16 protein-coding genes are annotated in these 18,470 nt (G+C 64.3%); 9 read left to right on the top strand and 7 right to left on the bottom strand.

All coding sequences use genetic code 11. The features are described 5' to 3' along the window. Positions 1-23 precede the first annotated feature (23 nt). Genes AC0KVN_RS00580 through AC0KVN_RS00550 form a run of 7 tightly spaced genes read left to right on the top strand, consistent with a single transcriptional unit; the run spans position 24 to position 7,910 of the window. Positions 24-1,676 carry an electron transfer flavoprotein-ubiquinone oxidoreductase gene (locus tag AC0KVN_RS00580; RefSeq protein ID WP_435567478.1) on the top strand — a complete coding sequence of 551 codons (1,653 nt, stop codon included), beginning with the start codon at positions 24-26 and terminating at the stop codon, positions 1,674-1,676. A gap of 25 nt (positions 1,677-1,701) precedes the next feature. After that, positions 1,702-3,318, top strand: a complete 1,617-nt coding sequence (locus AC0KVN_RS00575) for a tetratricopeptide repeat protein (protein WP_435567479.1) — start codon at positions 1,702-1,704, stop codon at positions 3,316-3,318. Between the two features lie 2 nt (positions 3,319-3,320). Continuing rightward, on the top strand, positions 3,321-4,196 hold the full coding sequence (locus tag AC0KVN_RS00570) for a 4-(cytidine 5'-diphospho)-2-C-methyl-D-erythritol kinase (protein WP_435567480.1): 876 nt from the start codon (positions 3,321-3,323) through the stop codon (positions 4,194-4,196). Beyond that, the gene (locus tag AC0KVN_RS00565) at positions 4,193-4,909 is read left to right on the top strand and encodes an N-formylglutamate amidohydrolase (RefSeq protein ID WP_435567481.1); all 717 of its coding nucleotides are present in this window, start codon (positions 4,193-4,195) and stop codon (positions 4,907-4,909) included. The genes AC0KVN_RS00570 and AC0KVN_RS00565 overlap by 4 nt, the downstream gene beginning before the upstream one ends. A gap of 51 nt (positions 4,910-4,960) precedes the next feature. Further along, complete coding sequence (locus tag AC0KVN_RS00560) at positions 4,961-5,317, top strand: hypothetical protein (RefSeq protein WP_375187924.1); 357 nt, start codon at positions 4,961-4,963, stop codon at positions 5,315-5,317. Beyond that, a complete protein-coding gene (locus tag AC0KVN_RS00555; RefSeq protein ID WP_435567482.1) occupies positions 5,317-6,708 on the top strand; it encodes an NAD(P)H-hydrate dehydratase in 1,392 nt (463 codons plus the stop codon). Before AC0KVN_RS00560 ends, AC0KVN_RS00555 begins: the two co-directional genes overlap by 1 nt. After that, positions 6,705-7,910, top strand: a complete 1,206-nt coding sequence (locus tag AC0KVN_RS00550) for a class I SAM-dependent RNA methyltransferase (protein WP_483655216.1) — start codon at positions 6,705-6,707, stop codon at positions 7,908-7,910. Before AC0KVN_RS00555 ends, AC0KVN_RS00550 begins: the two co-directional genes overlap by 4 nt. Positions 7,911-8,074: 164 nt before the next feature. Here the strand turns inward: AC0KVN_RS00550 and AC0KVN_RS00545 are convergent, their stop codons facing one another. The 7 genes from AC0KVN_RS00545 to AC0KVN_RS00515 all read right to left on the bottom strand — a co-directional run bounded on the left by AC0KVN_RS00545 (position 8,075) and on the right by AC0KVN_RS00515 (position 16,286). After that, on the bottom strand, positions 8,075-9,268 hold the full coding sequence (locus tag AC0KVN_RS00545; protein WP_004207266.1) for a type III PLP-dependent enzyme: 1,194 nt from the start codon (positions 9,266-9,268) through the stop codon (positions 8,075-8,077). Between the two features lie 260 nt (positions 9,269-9,528). After that, positions 9,529-10,701 (bottom strand): carboxynorspermidine decarboxylase, encoded by a 1,173-nt coding sequence (locus AC0KVN_RS00540; protein ID WP_435567484.1) that lies wholly within the window; start codon positions 10,699-10,701, stop codon positions 9,529-9,531. Between the two features lie 6 nt (positions 10,702-10,707). After that, positions 10,708-11,799, bottom strand: a complete 1,092-nt coding sequence (locus tag AC0KVN_RS00535) for an alpha/beta fold hydrolase (protein WP_483655215.1) — start codon at positions 11,797-11,799, stop codon at positions 10,708-10,710. A gap of 123 nt (positions 11,800-11,922) precedes the next feature. After that, on the bottom strand, positions 11,923-13,128 hold the full coding sequence (locus AC0KVN_RS00530; protein WP_435567486.1) for a saccharopine dehydrogenase family protein: 1,206 nt from the start codon (positions 13,126-13,128) through the stop codon (positions 11,923-11,925). Between the two features lie 82 nt (positions 13,129-13,210). Beyond that, the gene (locus tag AC0KVN_RS00525) at positions 13,211-13,558 is read right to left on the bottom strand and encodes a GFA family protein (RefSeq protein WP_435567487.1); all 348 of its coding nucleotides are present in this window, start codon (positions 13,556-13,558) and stop codon (positions 13,211-13,213) included. 27 nt (positions 13,559-13,585) lie between these two features. After that, positions 13,586-15,169: a cisplatin damage response ATP-dependent DNA ligase gene (locus tag AC0KVN_RS00520; RefSeq protein WP_435567488.1), complete on the bottom strand. Its 1,584-nt coding sequence runs from the start codon at positions 15,167-15,169 to the stop codon at positions 13,586-13,588. Between the two features lie 124 nt (positions 15,170-15,293). Beyond that, entirely contained in the window at positions 15,294-16,286 is a 993-nt protein-coding gene (locus tag AC0KVN_RS00515; protein ID WP_435567489.1) for a ligase-associated DNA damage response exonuclease, read from the bottom strand. A 132-nt stretch (positions 16,287-16,418) separates the two neighbouring features. Here AC0KVN_RS00515 and AC0KVN_RS00510 point away from each other — a divergent pair, with 132 nt between their 5' ends. Together AC0KVN_RS00510 and AC0KVN_RS00505 are read left to right on the top strand one after the other, a co-directional pair. Beyond that, positions 16,419-17,642 carry a BtaA family protein gene (locus tag AC0KVN_RS00510; protein WP_037519876.1) on the top strand — a complete coding sequence of 408 codons (1,224 nt, stop codon included), beginning with the start codon at positions 16,419-16,421 and terminating at the stop codon, positions 17,640-17,642. Next, complete coding sequence (locus AC0KVN_RS00505; RefSeq protein ID WP_435567490.1) at positions 17,639-18,283, top strand: class I SAM-dependent methyltransferase; 645 nt, start codon at positions 17,639-17,641, stop codon at positions 18,281-18,283. Before AC0KVN_RS00510 ends, AC0KVN_RS00505 begins: the two co-directional genes overlap by 4 nt. Positions 18,284-18,470: the final 187 nt, after the last annotated feature.

Below are 18,470 nucleotides of genomic sequence, written 5' to 3'. Positions count from 1 at the left end.
GCGGGCGCCTTTATGGAGGGATTATGAGCGAACGGGATTCGATGCCCTATGACATCGTCATCGTCGGTGGGGGACCGGCTGGCCTGTCTGCAGCGATCCGGCTGAAGCAATTGGCCAATGCCGCCGGGCAGGAACTGGCCGTCTGCGTGCTGGAAAAGGGGTCGGAAATCGGCGCCCATATCCTGTCGGGCGCGGTGGTCGATCCCAGGGCGCTGGATGAACTGATCCCCGACTGGAAGGAGCAGGGCTGCCCGATGGCCGACGTTCCGGTGACCGACAATCAGCACTGGATGCTGACCAAGGCCGGCAAGATGGCGATACCGCACATCATGACGCCGGGCTGGATGCACAATAAGGGCACCTATACCGGATCGCTGGGCAATTTGTGCCGGTGGCTTGCGGAGCAGGCCGAAGGTCTTGGCGTCGAAATCTTCCCCGGCTTCGCCGCTGCCGAAATCCTCTACAATGAGGATGGCAGCGTGAAGGGCGTCGCGACCGGCGACATGGGCATTGCCCGTGATGGCGAGCGCAAGGCGGACTATCAGCCGGGCCTGGAACTGCACGCCAAATATACTTTCTTTGCGGAGGGCGCGCGCGGCCACCTGACCAAGATCCTCAAGCGCCAGTTCGACCTGGAGGCCGATTGCGAGCCGCAGGTCTATGGTCTGGGGATGAAGGAATTGTGGGACATCGATCCCGCCAAGCATCAGCCGGGCCTTGTCATCCATACGCAGGGATGGCCGCTAACTGACGCATATGGCGGCGGTTTTCTATACCATCAGGCCAATGGCCAGGTTGCGCTCGGCTTCGTCGTGGGCCTGGGCTATCGCAACCCGCATCTCTATCCGTTCGAGGAATTCCAGCGCTGGAAGCAGCATCCGGAAATCCGCAAGTTCCTGGAGGGCGGTCGCCGCGTTTCCTATGGCGCGCGCGCGATCAACGAGGGCGGCTGGCAGTCGATCCCCAAGCTGGTCTTCCCCGGCGGTGCTCTGATCGGTTGCTCGGCCGGATTCGTCAATGTGCCGCGCATCAAGGGCAGCCATACCGCCATGAAGTCGGGCATGCTGGCGGCCGAGGCCGCGTTCGAGGCGATCCAGGGCGAGCGGGCGCGCGACGTGCTGCACGATTATGAGGATCGCCTGCGTTCCAGCTGGATCGCGGACGAACTGAAGCTGGTGAAGAATGCCGAGCCGCTGCTGGCCAAGTTCGGCAACACCATCGGCACGCTGCTGGCGGGCATCGACATGTGGATGCGCACGCTCAAGATCGGCCTGCCTTTCACCATGAAGCACAAGCCCGATTGCGAGAAATTGTGGCGCAAGGACCAGTGCGAGAAGATCGCCTATCCCAAGCCCGATGGCGTTATCAGCTTCGACCGTCTGTCCTCGGTTTTCCTGTCGAACACCAATCATGAGGAGGACCAGCCGGTCCATCTGCAGTTGAAGGATCCGTCGGTCCCGATTTCCTACAATCTGCCCCTTTATGACGAGCCGGCTCAGCGTTATTGTCCTGCCGGTGTCTATGAGGTGGTCGGTCTGGATGAAGGGGAGCCTCGCTTCCAGATCAACGCGCAGAATTGCGTCCACTGCAAGACATGCGACATCAAGGACCCGACCCAGAATATCAACTGGGTCGTGCCCGAGGGCGGTGGAGGACCGAATTATCCGAACATGTAAGGGCCTGATTCCAGGACTGTTGCTGATGCTGCCGGCTGCGGCCGGCGCATCGGTTGATCCCGATATGGCCTTGCATGCCTATGCCCGCGCGCGCCTTGCCGATGGCGAAGGTGCACTGGGCGTTGCGGTCGACAGCTATCGTGTCGCCCTCGCCGGCGATCCGACCAGCCTTGCCATTGCCCGCCGTTCCTATGTCCAGGCATTGGAAAGCGGCGACATGCCGCTGGCGCTGCAATCGGCCGCGTTGCTGGACGAGGGCGGCATGCTGCCGCGCGACGGCACCTTGCTGCGGATTTGCGACGCATTGGGGCGCAAGGATTGGGCGGCGGCGCAGACCTTCACCGACCGACTGGTGGAGGAGGGCAATTTCTCCTTCCTCGCCCCGATCGTGCAGAGCTGGATATCGCTGGGCCAGCGCCGCTATGTGGCGCCCGTCATCGACGGCAAGGACAAGTTCGGGGCGCTGGGCGCCCGCTATCTTGACGAACATCTGGCGTTGCAGGCCATGGCGCGGGGCGACAAGGAAGAGGCGATTGGCGCGATGCGCCGTGCCTTGGCCTTACGCGTGACGGATGACGAAGCGCTGCGCCTGACCTTCGCCGCGCAACTGGCCGGGCGCCGGGCGAAGGCGGATGCCCTGGCCTTGCTGCCCGCCGATGAGGCGAGCTTCGCCAAGGCCCGTGCGGACGTTGGCCGCGGCAAGGTGCCGGGAGCGATTGCCGCGCCCTTCACGCCCAGGCAGGGCTTTGCCCAATTGTTGGCCCGCCTCGCGGTCGACATCGCGTCCGATGAAACAGGCACGGCGCTGGGTATTCGCCTGGCGCGGATCGCGACCTTTGCCGATCCGGCCGCTGCCGAGCCGCATCTGGTGGCGGCGAAACTGCTGGTGGCGGGTGATCTCGCCAATTATGCGGCGGCGGAAGCGCGCAAGCTGCCAGTCACTGGCTGGTATGGCGCGCTCGCCCAGGCGGAACTGGTCGAGGCACTGGCGGCCTCGGGGGATCGCGATGGCGCGATTGCACTGGCACAAAGCCTGGCTTCGGCTCCCAATGCCGAGCCGGAACGTCTTGTAAGACTTGGACGATTGTTGGCGGATTCGGGAGATTTTGACGGCGCTGCGTCGGCTTTCCATCGTGCGCAGGCAGGCTATTCGGCTGACAGCCTGCCTTGGGCATTGCTGCTGTTTGAAGGTAGCGCGCTGGAGCAGGGTAAACGGTGGGGCGAAGCCCGCGCGGTGCTGGAAAAGGCGGCCATCATGGCCCCGAATGAACCGGTCATCCTCAATTATCTCGGCTATGCCCAGATCGAACGGCGGCAGAATGTCGATGCTGCACTGGATTTGCTGAAAAAGGCGAGTGCGCTCAAGCCGCAGGATGCGTCGATCACGGACTCGCTCGGCTGGGCCAAGTTCGTGACCGGGGACGTCAAGGGCGCAGTCCCGGTGCTGGAACGCGCCGCAGCCGGGGCGCCCGGCGATGCCACGATCAACGAACATCTGGGCGACGCACTGTGGACCGCTGGCCGTCGCTACGAAGCCCGCTACGCCTGGCGCGCAGCGGCGGTCTTCGCGGAGGGGGATGTCGCCAATCGGCTTGACGCCAAGGCCCGCGAAGGGTTGAAACCCGAATATGCAGCGCCCTGAGATTGCATCGAAATCCTGTGAATATATCTGAACAACTAACTGAAACTGCATATGCAAAGGTCAATCTGGCCTTGCATGTGCGCGAGCGCCGCGCGGATGGCTATCATGCGCTGGAAAGCCTGTTCGTCTTTGCCGAGGATGGGGATATTCTCCATGCCCGGCAGCGCGACGACGGCGTCATCACGCTCGCCGTGGAAGGCCCTTGTGGTGCCGGCCTGAGCGGCGACGATGACAATCTGGTGATGCGCGCGGCGAGAAGTCTTCAGGCGACCACCGGTATAACGGCCGGCGCCGATATTCGGCTCGACAAGCGACTGCCGGTTGCGTCGGGCATCGGTGGCGGCTCGGCGGATGCGGCTGCGACGCTGCGCCTGCTGATGCGTCTCTGGAATATCACCTTGGAAGACGTTGTATCACAACAATTATCCCTGTTGCTCGGTTCGGACGTGCCGGCCTGCTTAGCCAGTACGACGCAACTGGTGCGCGGCCGTGGCGAGCTGCTGGAGGCGCAGGCGCTGGACGACCTGTCGGGCCGGCCGATGCTGCTGGTCAATCCGCGGGTTGGCGTGTCGACGGCATCGGTCTTTGCCGGCTGGGACAGGATCGATCGCGGCCCGCTCGACGCGCTGGATATTGACGGGCTTGCGCGTTCCGGCCGCAATGATCTGGAGGCGCCGGCCCGGCTGTTGGCGCCGGTGATCGGTGATGTGCTGGAGGCGTTGCAGGCGCAAAGGCCCCGGCTGGTGCGTATGTCCGGATCGGGCGCGACCTGTTTTGCGCTGTTCGATGACGGGCAGGCCATGGTGCAGGCCGCGACGGCCCTCCGCCGCGATCGTCCGGATTGGTGGGTGATGGAAACGAGGATCAGGACATCATGAGCGAAGCCTTCATCACCGTGCGCGAGGGCGATCTCGACCTGCTGATCATCGTCGATCATGCCTCGGCCCATGTCCCCGACGATATCGACCTGGGCATCGATCCGGCGCTGCTTCGCGAACATATCGCGATCGATATCGGCGTGGCGGAGGTCAGCCAGTTGCTCGCGGCGCAACTGAACTGCTCGGCGATCCTGGCCGGCATCTCCCGCCTGGTCATCGACCTCAATCGCGAAGAGGATGCGCCCGGCCTGCTGCCGGTGATGAGTGACGGCCATGCCATTCCGGGCAACCGCGACGCCGATCTGGCCGAACGGATGCGCCGCTTCCATCATCCCTATCATCAGCAGGTGGCGGCCATGCTCGACGGCATGACGTCACCCTTCATCCTGTCCGTACATAGCTTCACGCCGCGCCTGACGAGCGATCCGGCGCAGCAGCGGCCTTGGGATATCGGCATTCTCTATAATCAGGATGATCGGGCGGCGCGGATCGCCATTCCGATGCTGGAGGCGGCGGGGCTGAATGTCGGTGACCAACTGCCCTATTCGGGGCAATTGCTCAACGCGACCATGAACCGCCATGCGGAAGCCAATGGCATTCCCTATCTGGGGATCGAGATGCGGCAGGATCTGGTTGACGATGCTGCGGGGCAGCGCCGCTTTGCCGATCTGCTCGGACCGATCGTGCTGGAGTGCCGTAACCGACTGAGTTGATGGTCGGGCCTGGCGCGCCGGGTTATAGGGATGTCGAAAGGGGATATTCTGATGGGGCTGCGATTGTCTGGCGCATTATTGCTGGCGGGGCTGGCCTTGGCGGGATGTGACGGCAAGGGCGGCGGGAGCGGGGCGATCGCCGCTGACGACAGCCTGATCGACTGCGCGATCGGCAAGGGCGATTGGTCGCGGGCGTGCGGCGTCGAACGCGACGGCGACATGCTGACCCTGCGTCATCCCGACGGCGGGTTTCGGCGGCTAAGGATCGTGCGGGACGGGCGTGGCCTGGTTTCGGCCGATGGCGCCGAGGACGCAAAGCTCACCATCATCGACAAGGGGGTGGTCGAAGTAACGATCGGTGAGGACCACTATCGGCTGCCCGCTACCGTCGCAGCCAAGCCGAATTGATGGCGCCCGACCCGATATTGACGGCAGCAGCCATGCGTGCGGCCGAGCAGGCGGCGTTTGATGCTGGCGTCGATCCCTATGAACTGATGGAACGAGCCGGTGCGGCGGCGGCGCAGATCATCTGGCGTGCCGGGCATCGACGGGACGCGCTGATCCTCTGTGGTCCTGGCAATAATGGCGGTGATGGCTTTGTTATTGCGCATATATTGCGCGAACTGGGTGTGCCGGTGCGGGTTGCCTCCCTGGGTGACAGTCGCACTGCATCCGCCCTGCGGGCCAGGGCATTGTGGGACGGCCCGGTAGAGTCGCTGGCCGATGCAGCGCCGGCGGCACAACTGGTCGACGCGCTGTTCGGCACGGGGCTGACGCGTGGCCTGGATGCGGCGGTAGCGGAACGCTTGGGCGCATTGGTGGCGCATGCCAATCACAGCTATGCGATAGACCTGCCGAGCGGCGTGGGGACGGATGACGGCCAGCTATTGTCGGCAGTGCCGAAGTTCGACGTGACGATCGCATTGGGCGCGTTCAAGCCCGCGCATCTGTTGCAGCCGGCGGCCAGCCTCATGGGGAAGCTGGTGAGGGCGGACATCGGCCTGACCATGCCGCAGGACATGCATGTGCTTGCACCGCCGCGGCTTCGCGCGCCTGTTGCCGCTGCGCATAAATATAGCCGAGGTCTGGTCGGCGTTGTCGGCGGTATTATGCCGGGTGCGGCGGCGCTGGCGGCAGCCGCAGCGGCCCATTCCGGTGCAGGCATGGTGAGGCGCTATGACGCTTCGCCTCGTGAGGCCGGGCCACATGCCATCGTTCATCAGCAGATTGAGGATGAAACTGTCCTCAGCGATGCTCTTTCCGACGCTCGGCTGGCGTCCGTGCTGGTCGGTCCGGGATTGGGCCGGGAGGATGGGGCACAGGTGCGGCTTGATGCAGCGCTGGCATGCGGACGGCCGCTGGTGCTGGACGCCGACGCGCTCACCTTGCTCGCAGGAAGGGCGGCTACCCATGTCCCGACCGGATCGATCCTGACCCCGCATGAGGGCGAGTTCGTCCGGCTTTTCGGCGATCTGCCGGGCAGCAAGATCGATCGGGCCCTGGCCGGCGCGCGCATGGCGAGGTCGGTCATGGTCTACAAGGGTGCGGACAGCGTGATCACCGCGCCGGATGGCCGGGTAGCCGTGGCGCGGAGTGCTTCGACCTGGTTGTCGACCGCCGGAACGGGCGATGTGCTGGCTGGCCTTGCCGCCGGGCGACTGGCCGTGACCGGCGATCCATTTCGCGCAGCGTGCGAGGCGGTGTGGTTGCATGGGGAGGCTGCGCGCCGGGCTGGCCCGGCTTTTGTCGCGGATGATTTGCTTGCCGCGCTTCCAGCCGCTATCGGCTCGCGGCTGTGACCCAAGATAATGATCTCATCCTCCGCATCGCCGCCAAGGGCGATGGCGTCACCGCCGATGGGCGGCATTTCGCACTGGTAGCACCGGGCGACCGGATCGCTGCCGACGGCAGCATCATCGCCGGCCCGCACCATGTCGACGCGCCCTGCATCCATTTTCCCGGATGCGGTGGCTGCGAACTGCAGCAGATCGACGAGCCGAGCCTGGCTGATTTCGTCAGTGCCCGCGTGACCGGCGCGCTGGCCGGGCAGGGCGTGGTGCCGCAGACGGTGCTGCCGGCCCATGTCTCGCCGCCGCGCACGCGTCGCCGTGCCTCGCTGCGTGCCGCGCGGCAGGGCAAGCGGATCACCATCGGCTTTGCCGAGCAGGGCAGCCATGTTCTGGTCGACCTGACGATGTGCGAGATACTGGATCCGCGCCTGCTTGCACTGATCGCGCCGCTGCGGACGATGCTGTTGACCTGCCTACCCGACAAGCGCGCCGCGCATGTGCGCATGTCGCTGACCGACCAGGGCGTCGACATGCTGCTGGAAGGCGTGAAGGTCGAGGGGCTGGCGGCGGACGAGGCCATCGGCGATTTCGCGCGCGCGCACGCTCTGGCACGGCTGACGATCGATCAGGGTGATGGCCCGGAAACCCGTTGGGAGCCGGAACCGGTGACCGTTAGCTTTGGTGGCGTGGCGGTGGGCTTCCCGCCCTATTCCTTCCTGCAGGCGACGCCCGATGGCGAGGCGGTGCTGGTCAAGGCAGTGCAGGATGTGTTGCCCGCGACCGGCGCTGTCGCCGACCTGTTCTGCGGCCTTGGCACCTTTGCACTGGCGATCGGCGCCAATCGGCCGGTCTATGCGGCGGAGGGTGCGCGCGATCTGGTGCTGTCGCTCAAGCTCGCCGGCCATCGCGCGCAGCGGCGCATGGTGGCGGATCATCGCGACCTTTTCCGCCGGCCATTGACGCCCGAAGAGCTGAACCGCTTCGCCGCCGTGGTGATCGATCCGCCGCGGGCGGGCGCGCGCGAACAGGCGATGCAACTGGCGCAGTCGACCGTGCCGCTGATCGCCTATGTCTCGTGCAATCCGGGCAGCTTCGCCCGCGATGCCGCGCATCTGGTGGCGGGTGGCTATGTGCTCGACAGCGTCATGCCGGTCGGCCAGTTCCGCTGGTCGACCCATGTCGAGCTGGTCGGGATTTTCCGGCGCCCCTGAGCGATTTTCTGCGAAGTTCACACCGTCGTGGAGGGGCACAAATGCCCCAAAGAAAATCCCTCGCTGCGAGGGGGCGGCAGCGAGGGATATAGTCTTTCGTTCGATCCTCGGCCTATGCGGGCCGTTGGACGGGCATCCTCTCCTAAAGGGGAGCGGTACCCGTCTTAACCGAGCTTGATGACAGTTGCGCGACGACGGGCCGGCAGCGTTTCGGCATAGAGGCTAGCCATCGGCTCGTCCGACACTTCGATCGTCGATTCCGACGTAAAGCCGTTGAAGCCGGTGCGCATTGCCGCGCCATAGGCGCCAAGCATGCCGATCTCGATATAGTCGCCGACCTTCACATCCGCCGGGAGCATGAACGGGCCGACCATATGGTCCATGTCGTCGCAGGTCGGGCCGTAGAAGGAGAAGCCTTCCAGTTCTTCCTCGCTCTCATCCTCGCGCAGCAGGGCGACGGGGAAGCGCCAGCCGATATGCGCGGCATCGAACAGCGCGCCATAGGCGCCGTCGTTGATGTAGAGTTCCTGACCGCGGCGGCGTTCGACGCGCACGATGATCGAGCTATATTCCGCCGACAGCGCGCGGCCGGGTTCGCACCACAGTTCCGACGAGTAGCTCACCGGCAGGCTTTCAAAGCCGCGATGAATGGCTTCGAAATAATTTTCGAGCGCGACCGGCTCCATGCCCGGATAGATGGACGGGAAGCCGCCGCCGACATCGATGATGTCGACCGTGACGGCCGCGTCGACGATCGCGGCGCGCACGCGCTCTATCGCATCGCTATAGGCCTGGGGGCTCATCGCCTGGCTGCCGACATGGAAGCAGATGCCCAGCGCATCGGCGGCCTGACGGGTTGCCATCAGCAGCTCGCGGGTCTCGCCCAGCTCCGCGCCGAACTTCGACGCCAGGCTGAGTTCCGAATGTTCGGACGAAACGCGCAGGCGCACGCACAGCTCCAGATCGGTCGCATCACCGGTGGCGCGCATGATCTTTTCCAACTCGTCGATCGTGTCGAGCGAGAAGGTGCGCACGCCATGGACATGGTACGCTTCCGCGATCGCTTCCTCGGCCTTGACCGGGTGCATGAAGCAGAGCTTGGCCTTGCCTTCGAGCGTTTCGGCAACGAGACGCACTTCGGCAATCGAGGCCACGTCGAAATGCGTGATGCCCGAATCGAAAAGCGTACGGATCAGATCAGGAGACGGATTCGCCTTGACTGCATAGAGCGAGCGACCCGGAAACTTCTCAGTGAAGAAACGGGCGGCCCGAGCTGCGGCTTCGGGACGGATCAGCGTTACCGGTGCTGCCGGTGTGAGGGCGGTCGCTACCCCCAGCGCGCTATGATGCTTGTGCAACTCAAGGGACCTCCAGTGTAGTTCAGGGCGAAAAAGCTGCCTTGCGGTGGAAGTCCCATGGGGCAGCGAGCGGCCGATATATGCGGTGGGGTCCCCCCTGTAAAGCGCATATGAAAATTTTGTTGCGTGGTCCGCTATGAAACGTGCGTCATGCTGGATGGGTCGTTGAAAAGACAAGATATTTCGGCCGGACGAAAGATAGTTTCCACGGAATTAACGTGGAAATTCACACGCCCGGCCGGGCAAAATCAGGAATGGAATCAGGACAGGCGGCTCTTGAAATCCGCATAGGAAAAGCTGCGGATTTCCCGGAGTTCATTGCTCTCGGAATTCCACAGCCAGATGGCAGGCAGCGGCACACCGTTGAAGGTGTTGGTCTTCACCATCGAATAATGGGCCTGGTCCAGGAAGGCGATGCGCGCACCCGGTTCTGCGCCGCCGGGCACCCGATAATCGCCGATGATATCGCCCGCCAGGCAGGATGGACCGCCCAGGCGCGTGACCGGGCCTTCGTCCTGCTCATGCAGCATGGCGGGGCGATAGGGTGCCTCGATCACGTCGGGCATGTGGCAGGTGGCGCTGATGTCGGTGATCGCGACGGGCATGCCATTGTCGATCACGTCCAGGATCTCGCCGACCAGGATGCCGGCATCGAGCGCCATCGCCTCGCCCGGCTCGATATAGAGTTCAAGGCCCGTCTGCGCCTTGATCGCCTGAAGGAAGGCGATGAGGTCGTCGATCTGGTAGTCGGCGCGGGTGACATGGTGGCCACCGCCGAAGTTCAGCCATTTGAGGCCGGCCACATGGGGCATGACGAACGGCTCGATCGCCGCCCAGGTGCGCTGGAGCGGCAGGAAATCCTGTTCGCACAGATTATGGACGTGGAGGCCGTCCACCCCGTCCAGATGCTCTGCGCGCAACTGATTGACCGGGAAGCCCAGGCGGCTGTGCGGCTGCGAGGGGTCATATTTGGGCACCTCGCCCTCCGGGTGGAGGGGGTTGATGCGCAGACCGATGTCGAAGATGCGGCCTCCCGCGCGGGCGGCGTCAATCACCGGCTTCATCCGGGCGAACTGGCCGGGGCTGTTGAAGATCACATGGTCGGAAATCTTGAGGATTTCGGCGAGATCGTCGGGCTTGTAGGCAGCGCAATAGGTTGCGACCTCGCCCTGATATTCCTCGCGGCCAAGGCGAGCCTCATAGATGCCCGAGGCGCAGACGCCGTCGAGATATTCGCCCAGCACGCCGCCCAGCGACCACATGGAGAAGGCCTTGAGCGCGCCCAGCACCTTGATGCCGGCGCGGTCACCGATATCGCGCAGCACCGACAGGTTGCGCCGCACAGCAGCCTCATCGACGACGAAGGCGGGCGAGGGGACGCGGTACAGGTCGAAATGGGCGAAAGCGGCGGGATCGCCGGCCTTGGTTTCCATGAAATATTACTCCTGATCCGCCAGCGGGCGGACATCGTTGATCAGGGCCTTGAGGACCAGGCCGGGTTCCTCGACCATCGGCATATGGGCCGAATGCTCGAACCAGATGGTCTTCTTGGCGGGGGCTTTCAACCGGTCCATCCACTGCGCGGCGAGCGGCGAAGGCACGGTATAGTCGATGCGGCCGAGCAGCATGATGACCGGTAGCTTCATCTCGTGGACCTTGGCGAAGCTGACATCGGCAACCCGCGGCCACAGGGTCGTGGTCGAAAATTCGCTGCCTGCGCCCCAGGCCTTGCGGTCTTCGGGCGTATAGTCGGGCGACAGGCGCGGCGTCTGGAAATATAGCGTCGGGTCGGGCCGGTCGGCCATCAGCGAGCCATAGGGAATGGCGTAGCGGCGCCAGCCATCCGCCTTGTCGATCGTGAACGGCCCGCTGTCGGGATAGGGGGCGAGCGCCTCTATCGCCTTCACGGCATCGGTGTTGCCGGCCTTCCTTGCCTGCGCGATGGTCCAGTCCATGCCCATGCGTTCGCCGGCGCGGAAGTCGATCGCCTGGCCCATGCCGATATAGGCATAGAGCAGGTCGGGCCGCTTGATCGCGACCGATAGGCCCACCGCCGAGCCCCAGCTATGGCCGAGCAGGAAGACCTTGCGCTTGCCATAGCGGGCCTTGAGATAGTCGATCAGTTCGATCGCATCGTCACGATAGCGATCCAGCGTCATGGTCGGCGCGATCGCCTTGGGATCGTTCAGCGCATAGCTTTTGCCCGCGCCGCGCTGATCCCACTGGACGACCGTGAAGAAATCCTCCCATGGCCGCTGGAACGACCAGGCGAAAGGCATTTCCACCGCGCCGGGGCCGCCATGGACGTAGAGGAGGATCGGGTTGGCCCGATCGGCGCCGCGCACATTGATCGCCTGCCGCGCGCCACCCAAGGTCACGACGAGACTTTCCTGCACGCCGTTCGGCGTCACAATGCGGTTGACGTCGGCGACGATGGCCTTGGCCGGGGCATAGGGATCGGGGGGCTGCTGCGCCGATGCCGCAGGAACCAATAGAGAAAGGGCCAGAACGGCCCACATGGGGTTTCGCATTCCAGCCCACTCCGTCATCCCCGCGCAGGCGGGGATCCATCTCCCACCCCATCTCCAGACGCCAAGTCCGGAGATGGGTTCCCGCTTTCGCGGGAATGACCAGGTTTCTGCTACAACCGAAGCTTAGAAGGCCAGCGGCGCGTCCAGTTCCTTCACCTGCCAGGGCAGGCCATGCTTGTTCAGCATGTCCATGAAGGGATCGGGATCGAACTGCTCGATGTTGAACACGCCTTCGCCCTTCCAGGCGCCGGTCAGCATCATGGCGGCGCCGATCATCGCGGGCACGCCGGTGGTGTAGCTGACCGCCTGGTTGCCGGTTTCGGCATAGGCGTCCTCATGGTCGCAGACCTGATAGATATAGACGGTCTTTTCCTGACCATCCTTCTGGCCGGTCGCGATGTCGCCGATATTGGTCTTGCCCTTGGTGGTCGAACCCAGGCTCGACGGTTCGGGCAGAACGGCCTTCAGGAACTGCAGCGGAATGATTTCCTGGCCATTATAGATGACCGGATCGATCCGGGTCATGCCGACATTCTGCAGCACTTCGAGATGCTTGAGATAAGCGTCGCCGAAGGTCATCCAGAAGCGGATGCGCTTGATTTCGGGATAGTGGGTGGCGAGGCTTTCCAGTTCCTCATGATACATGAGGTACATGTTCTTTTCGCCGACCTGGTCGAAGTCGAACACCTGCTTGTGGCTCAATGCCGGACCTTCGACCCATTCGCCGTTCAGCCAGTGGCGCGACGGGGCGGTCACTTCGCGGATGTTGATTTCCGGATTGAAGTTGGTGGCGAAATGCTGGCCATGATCGCCGCCATTGCAGTCGAGAATGTCGAGCGTGTCGATCGTGTCGAGCAGATGCTTCTTGATGTAGCTGGCGAAGACGCTGGTGACGCCGGGGTCGAAGCCCGAACCCAGCAGCGCCATGATGCCGGCTTCCTTGAAGCGTTCCTGATAGGCCCACTGCCAGCTATATTCGAACTTGGCGGTGTCGCGCGGTTCGTAATTGGCGGTGTCGAGATAGTCGGTCTTGGTCGCGAGGCACGCGTCCATGATCGCCAGATCCTGATAGGGCAGCGCCAGGTTCACGACCAGCTTGGGCTGGACCTTCTGGATCAGGGCGATGGTCTCTTCGACATTGTCGGCATCCACCTGGGCCACGTCGATATCGATGCCGACCAGCTTCTTGACCGATTCGGCGACCTTCTCGCAACTGACGATGCGGCGGCTGGCCAGCGTGATGTGGCTGAAAATATCAGGGTTCATCGCCATCTTGTGGACCGCGACAGACCCGACGCCGCCTGCGCCGATGACCAGAACCTTGCTCAATTCAACTGCTCCATAACTGTGGTCGCGCCGGACGCGCGAAAGCGCCCATATAGGGGCGTCGCGTGACAGAGCAAAGTCAGAGTTAGAAGCGCGCTCCGTCAACCTTCTGGATGGTCAGTGTTCCAATATCGATCGCAGGCACGCAGCGCAGGTTGATCGCGCGCATTTCACCCTGGGGCGACTTGCCGAGCGCAAAGGCTTCCGTCCCGCAGGTCTTGCAGAATTGATGCGTGATGGCGTGCTTGTAGAAGAGATAGTCGGTCAGTTGCTCTGCGCCGCTGTCGAGGTGGAACTGATCGACGGGAACGAAGGTCAGGACGAAGCCCTTGCGGCTGCAATGGGAACAGTTGCAGCTCATCGCTTCGCTGGGCGGATCGGCATCAACCGTGAAGGTGACGGCGCCGCAATGGCAGCTTCCGCTGTAGGTCATCCTCGTTCTCCTTTTGATCCTTATGGATCAACTCACCAGCCGCTTCAATCCCTCGACCGTATCTGCCTCCGCTGCTGGCTTGTCCTTGCGGATGCGGGCGATGCGGGGGAAGCGCATGGCGAGGCCGGACTTGTGGCGCCTGCTGTCATGGATGGAGTCGAACGCGACCTCCAGCACCAGTGTCTTTTCGACTTCGCGGACCGGGCCGAAGCGGTTCACTGTATTCCCCCGGACAAAGCGGTCGAGCCATTTCAGTTCCTCGTCGGTGAACCCGCTATAGGCCTTGCCGACCGGCAGCAATTCGCCCTCCGCGGTCCAGCAGCCGAATGTGTAATCCGAATAGAAGGAGGAGCGTTTGCCATGGCCGCGCTGGGCATACATCATGACGCAGTCGGCGGTCAGCGGATCGCGCTTCCATTTGTACCAGAGCGCAGCCTTGCGCCCGGCGACATAGGGGCTGTCGCGGCGCTTGAGCATGACGCCCTCGATCGCGGCATCGCGGGCGCCGGCGCGGATGTCGGCCAGCGCTTCGAAATCGGGCGCGTCGATCACGGCAGACAGGTCGAAACGGTCGGGCGATAGCTGCGCCATATAGGCTTCGAGGCGCGCGCGGCGGTCGGTCCAGGGCAGGGCGCGCAGATCGTCGTCGCCTTCGATCAGCAGATCATAGAGGCGGACGAAGGCGGGATAGTCGGCCATCATCTTCGCGCTCACCGCCTTGCGGCCGAGACGCTGTTGGAGGGCGTTGAAGCTCGCTGCCTCGCCGCCCTGAAACTCCCCCTTCACCAGCAATTCGCCGTCCAGCACGGCATGGCCGGTGAAGGCCTGCGCGATTTCGGGGAAGCTGCCCGTGATGTCGTCGCCCGCGCGGCTGTAAAGGCGCGTTTCGCGGCCAGTGCCGACGGTCTGGATACGGATGCCGTCCCATTTCCATTCGGCCGCATAATCGGCGAGGTCGACGCTATCGGCTTCCAGCGGATGGGCGAGCATGAAGGGACGGAAATAGGGCGTGCCCTCTGGGTCGGGGCGGGCGCTGCGGCCTTCGGCCCAGTCGAACAGGGCGGTGTAGGGCGAGGCGAGGGCGTGCCACACCTGTTCGACATCGTCGACGTCGAGCCCGAAAGCCTGGGCGAAGCCGGTCTTGGCGAGACGGGCGGAGATGCCGACGCGGAGGCCCCCGGTGGCGAGTTTCAGCAGGGCGAAGCGGCCCGATGCGTCGAGATGGTCCATCATCTGCGCCAGCGCATCCGGTGCGGCGGCGCGGCTGATATTGTGCAGCCGGTCGATGACGCCCGACAGGCTGAGCGAGCCGTCGTCCAGTTCGGCCGGTTCATTGCCAGGGCGGGGCCAGAGCAGGGCAACGGTCTCGGCCAGGTCGCCGACATAGTCGCGGCTCATCTCGAAGAGGACGGGATCGGTGCGGGCGCGGATCATCTCGCCGATGGCCGATGCCTTCACCGCCTTGAGGTCGAGATTGCCGGTCAGCGCGGCCAGCGCCCAACCTCGGTCGGGATCGGGGGCTTCGCGCATATAGGCGGCGATCAGCGCCAGCTTGCCGTTGCGCGAGCGGGTATAGACGAGACCGTCGAGCAATTGGGAAAATTGCCTCATGGATCAATCCCAATGACCGTTCGGGCTGAGCGAAGTCGAAGCCCAGCACAGAGCGAAGCGAAGTGGCTTCGACTTCGCTCAGCCAGGCCCTTCGACAGGCTCAGGGCGAACGGGTTAGACAGCATCACCCTTCCTCCTCATCCTCGCGGCCCACCAGCGCAAGCGCGCGGGCGCGAAATTGGTGGGTCATGCACCAGTGGAGCAGGGCTTCCTCGCGGCCGTGGGTGATCCAGGTTTCGCTGGGCGCGACTTCGCGGATGGTGTCGGTCAGTTCGTCCCAGTCGGCATGGTCGGAAATGACCAAAGGCAGTTCGACGTTACGCTGCCGGGCGCGCTGGCGCACCCGCATCCAGCCTGACGCCATGGCGGCAATCGGGTCGGGCAGGCGGCGGCTCCAGCGATCGTTGAGCGCGGAGGGCGGCGCCAGCACGATGGCGCCGCGCATATCCTTGGCCGGCACGCCAGTCGCGCCGCGCAACTTCCCCATGTCGACGCCGAAATCCTGGTAGAGAGCGCACATGCGTTCGAGCGCGCCATGGATATAGATGGGGTCATGATGGCCGCGCGCCCGCAACTCGCAGATCACCCGCTGTGCCTTGCCGAGCGCATAGGCGCCGACCAGCACGCAGCGATCGGGATTGGCGTGAAGCGCATGGAGCAGCCGGTCCATTTCGCTGCCGGTGTCGGGGTGGCGGAAGACCGGCAAGCCAAAGGTCGCCTCGGTCACGAAGATGTCGCAAGGGACCGGTTCGAACGGCAGACAGGTGGGGTCGGGGCGGCGCTTGTAGTCGCCGGTCACTACCACGCGCTCGCCGGCATGATCCAGGATGATCTGCGCCGATCCCAGCACATGGCCGGCGGGGACATAGCGGATGGTGACGCCGCCCAGCCTGATCTCCTCGCCATAACCGACCGCCGTGCCGCTGGCCGTGCCATAGCGCAACGCCATGATCGCCAGCGTTTCCCGCGTGGCCCAGACATGGCCATGGCCGCCGCGGGCATGGTCGGCATGGCCATGGGTGACGAGCGCCCGTTCCTGGGGTTGCGACGGATCGATCCACGCATCGGCGGGGCGGACATAGATGCCGGTGGGGTGGGGTTCGATCCAGTGCGCCATCAGATGCAGAAGATGGGAAGGGCGGTCCCGGTTCCGCAAGGGCCGTCATCGTCGCGTCATCGGGCGGTCATGCGCACGACATGCGCTTGCCCTATCGGCCGACCGAACGACCCGGCAGCGAGGAGTGCGCCCATGGCCGCATCGGCCCACAAGAAAGTCACCAATGCGGTGCATCGTCACCGCCATCTGTCGAAGCAGGGGCTGCTGGAACGCGCCTTCACCTTCGCCTTCCGTGGCCTGGTCTATGCCCAGATCTGGGAAGACCCGGCGGTCGACATGGAAGCGCTGGCGATCACGCCCGACAGCCATGTGGTGACGATCGCGTCGGGCGGCTGCAATGTCCTGTCCTATCTCACCGCCGATCCGGCGAAGATCACGGCCGTCGACCTCAACACCGCCCATATCGCGCTCAACCGGCTGAAGTTGATGGCGGCGCAGACGCTGCCCGATCATGCCGCCTTCCACCGCTTCTTCGCGCGGGCGGACGACAAGGCGAATATCGCTGCCTATCGCGAGATCGTGGCGCCGCATCTGGATGAGGCGACCCGTCGTTATTGGGAGGGGCGCGACATGACCGGTCGCCGCCGCATCGGTGGCTTTGCGCGGGGCATCTACAGGCATGGCCTGCTTGGCCGCTTCATCGGCGCAGCCCATCTGCTCGCCCGGCTGCATGGCGTGAACCCCAAGCGGATGCTGGACGCGCAGAGCCGCGAGGAGCAACTGGCGATCTTCGAGCGCGAGCTGGCGCCGATCTTCGACAAGGGCTTCGTCCGCTGGCTGACCAGCCAGCCGGCCTCGCTGTTCGGCCTCGGCATCCCGCCCGCGCAGTTCGAGGCGCTGGCGGGCGACGACCGGATGGACAATGTGCTGAAGGCGCGGCTCAAGAAACTGGCCTGCGACTTCGATCTTCAGGACAATTATTTCGCCGTGCAGGCTTTCGGCCGTGGCTATGCAGGCGGCGAAGGGCCGCTGCCGCCCTATCTGCAGGCGGCCAATCATCGCGCGGTGCGCGACAGGGCAGAGCGGGTCGATGTCCGGCATATCAACTTCACCGACTTCCTGGCCAGTCAGCCGGCGGCATCGTGCGACCGCTATATCCTGCTCGATGCGCAGGACTGGATGGATGACGAGCAGTTGAACGCGCTCTGGGCGCAGATCACGCGGACGGCCAAGCCCGGCGCCCGCGTGCTGTTCCGCACCGCCGGCGAACCGAGCATCCTGCCCGGCCGGGTCGCCGACGATGTGCTGGCCCATTGGGACTATCGCGCCGAAGCCTCGCGCGACTATACCGCGCGCGACCGCTCGGCCATCTATGGCGGCGTGCATCTCTATGTGCTGAAGGGCACCGACGCATGAGTGGCCATGGGCAGTTGATGGACGGGGTCTATCGCTACCAGCGGCACATTTATGACCTGACCCGCAAATATTATCTGCTGGGCCGCGACGGACTGATCGCCGATCTTGATCCGCCCGCCGGCGGTGCTGTGCTGGAGATTGGCTGCGGCACCGGCCGCAACCTGATTGCGGTGGGCAAGGCCTGGCCCAAGGCGCGGCTCTATGGCGTCGATATCAGCGATGCGATGCTGGATACGGCGCGCGTCTCGGTCGCCAGGGCGGGCATGGCGGATCGGGTGACGCTGGCGCAGGGCGATGCCTGCGGGTTCGATCCGCAGGCGCTGTTCGGCCGGGCGAGCTTCGAGCGCGTGTTCATCAGCTATGCGCTGTCGATGATCCCCGAATGGGAAATGGCGCTGGTCCAGGCGGCGCGCTGCGTGGCACCCGGCGGTAAGCTGGAGATCGTCGATTTCGGCCAGCAGGATGAACTGCCAGCGCTCTGGAAACGGGCGCTGTTCGGCTGGCTGGAGCGGTTCCACGTCTCGCCCCGGCGCGAACTCAACGGCGCGATCAACCGACTGGCTCAGGATATGGGCGGCTTTCCCCATGTCCGGATGCTCTATCGCGGCTATGCGGTCAGGGGTGGGCTGATCCGGGTGTGATGTTGGATTTGTAGGAAAGGGCGCGCTTAACTTCGCACATTTCCTGCACATTGTGACATTTGATATCCAATGTAGGAAATCTTGTTGCGGACGGGGGCAGGGCGGATGGCTCCGACCCGGTTCATCATAGCGGCTTTTGCGCGGATAGGACAGGGCGGCGCTGCGATCGGCCGCCCCGTTCCTGTCC

Source organism: Sphingobium sp. SG1 (assembly GCF_057063145.1).
This window is presented reverse-complemented; position numbering and strand designations above follow the sequence as displayed.

Excerpts from the sequence above, each read along its gene's own strand:
- AC0KVN_RS00580 (WP_435567478.1), top strand. The coding sequence starts at position 24 with ATGAGCGAACGGGATTCGATGCCCTATGACATCGTCATCGTCGGTGGG.
- AC0KVN_RS00575 (WP_435567479.1), top strand. The coding sequence starts at position 1,702 with ATGCTGCCGGCTGCGGCCGGCGCATCGGTTGATCCCGATATGGCCTTG.
- AC0KVN_RS00565 (WP_435567481.1), top strand. The coding sequence starts at position 4,193 with ATGAGCGAAGCCTTCATCACCGTGCGCGAGGGCGATCTCGACCTGCTG.
- AC0KVN_RS00560 (WP_375187924.1), top strand. The coding sequence starts at position 4,961 with ATGGGGCTGCGATTGTCTGGCGCATTATTGCTGGCGGGGCTGGCCTTG.
- AC0KVN_RS00555 (WP_435567482.1), top strand. The coding sequence starts at position 5,317 with ATGGCGCCCGACCCGATATTGACGGCAGCAGCCATGCGTGCGGCCGAG.
- AC0KVN_RS00540 (WP_435567484.1), bottom strand. The coding sequence starts at position 10,701 with ATGGAAACCAAGGCCGGCGATCCCGCCGCTTTCGCCCATTTCGACCTG.
- AC0KVN_RS00535 (WP_483655215.1), bottom strand. The coding sequence starts at position 11,799 with ATGCGAAACCCCATGTGGGCCGTTCTGGCCCTTTCTCTATTGGTTCCT.
- AC0KVN_RS00525 (WP_435567487.1), bottom strand. The coding sequence starts at position 13,558 with ATGACCTACAGCGGAAGCTGCCATTGCGGCGCCGTCACCTTCACGGTT.
- AC0KVN_RS00520 (WP_435567488.1), bottom strand. The coding sequence starts at position 15,169 with ATGAGGCAATTTTCCCAATTGCTCGACGGTCTCGTCTATACCCGCTCG.
- AC0KVN_RS00515 (WP_435567489.1), bottom strand. The coding sequence starts at position 16,286 with ATGGCGCACTGGATCGAACCCCACCCCACCGGCATCTATGTCCGCCCC.
- AC0KVN_RS00510 (WP_037519876.1), top strand. The coding sequence starts at position 16,419 with ATGGCCGCATCGGCCCACAAGAAAGTCACCAATGCGGTGCATCGTCAC.
- AC0KVN_RS00505 (WP_435567490.1), top strand. The coding sequence starts at position 17,639 with ATGAGTGGCCATGGGCAGTTGATGGACGGGGTCTATCGCTACCAGCGG.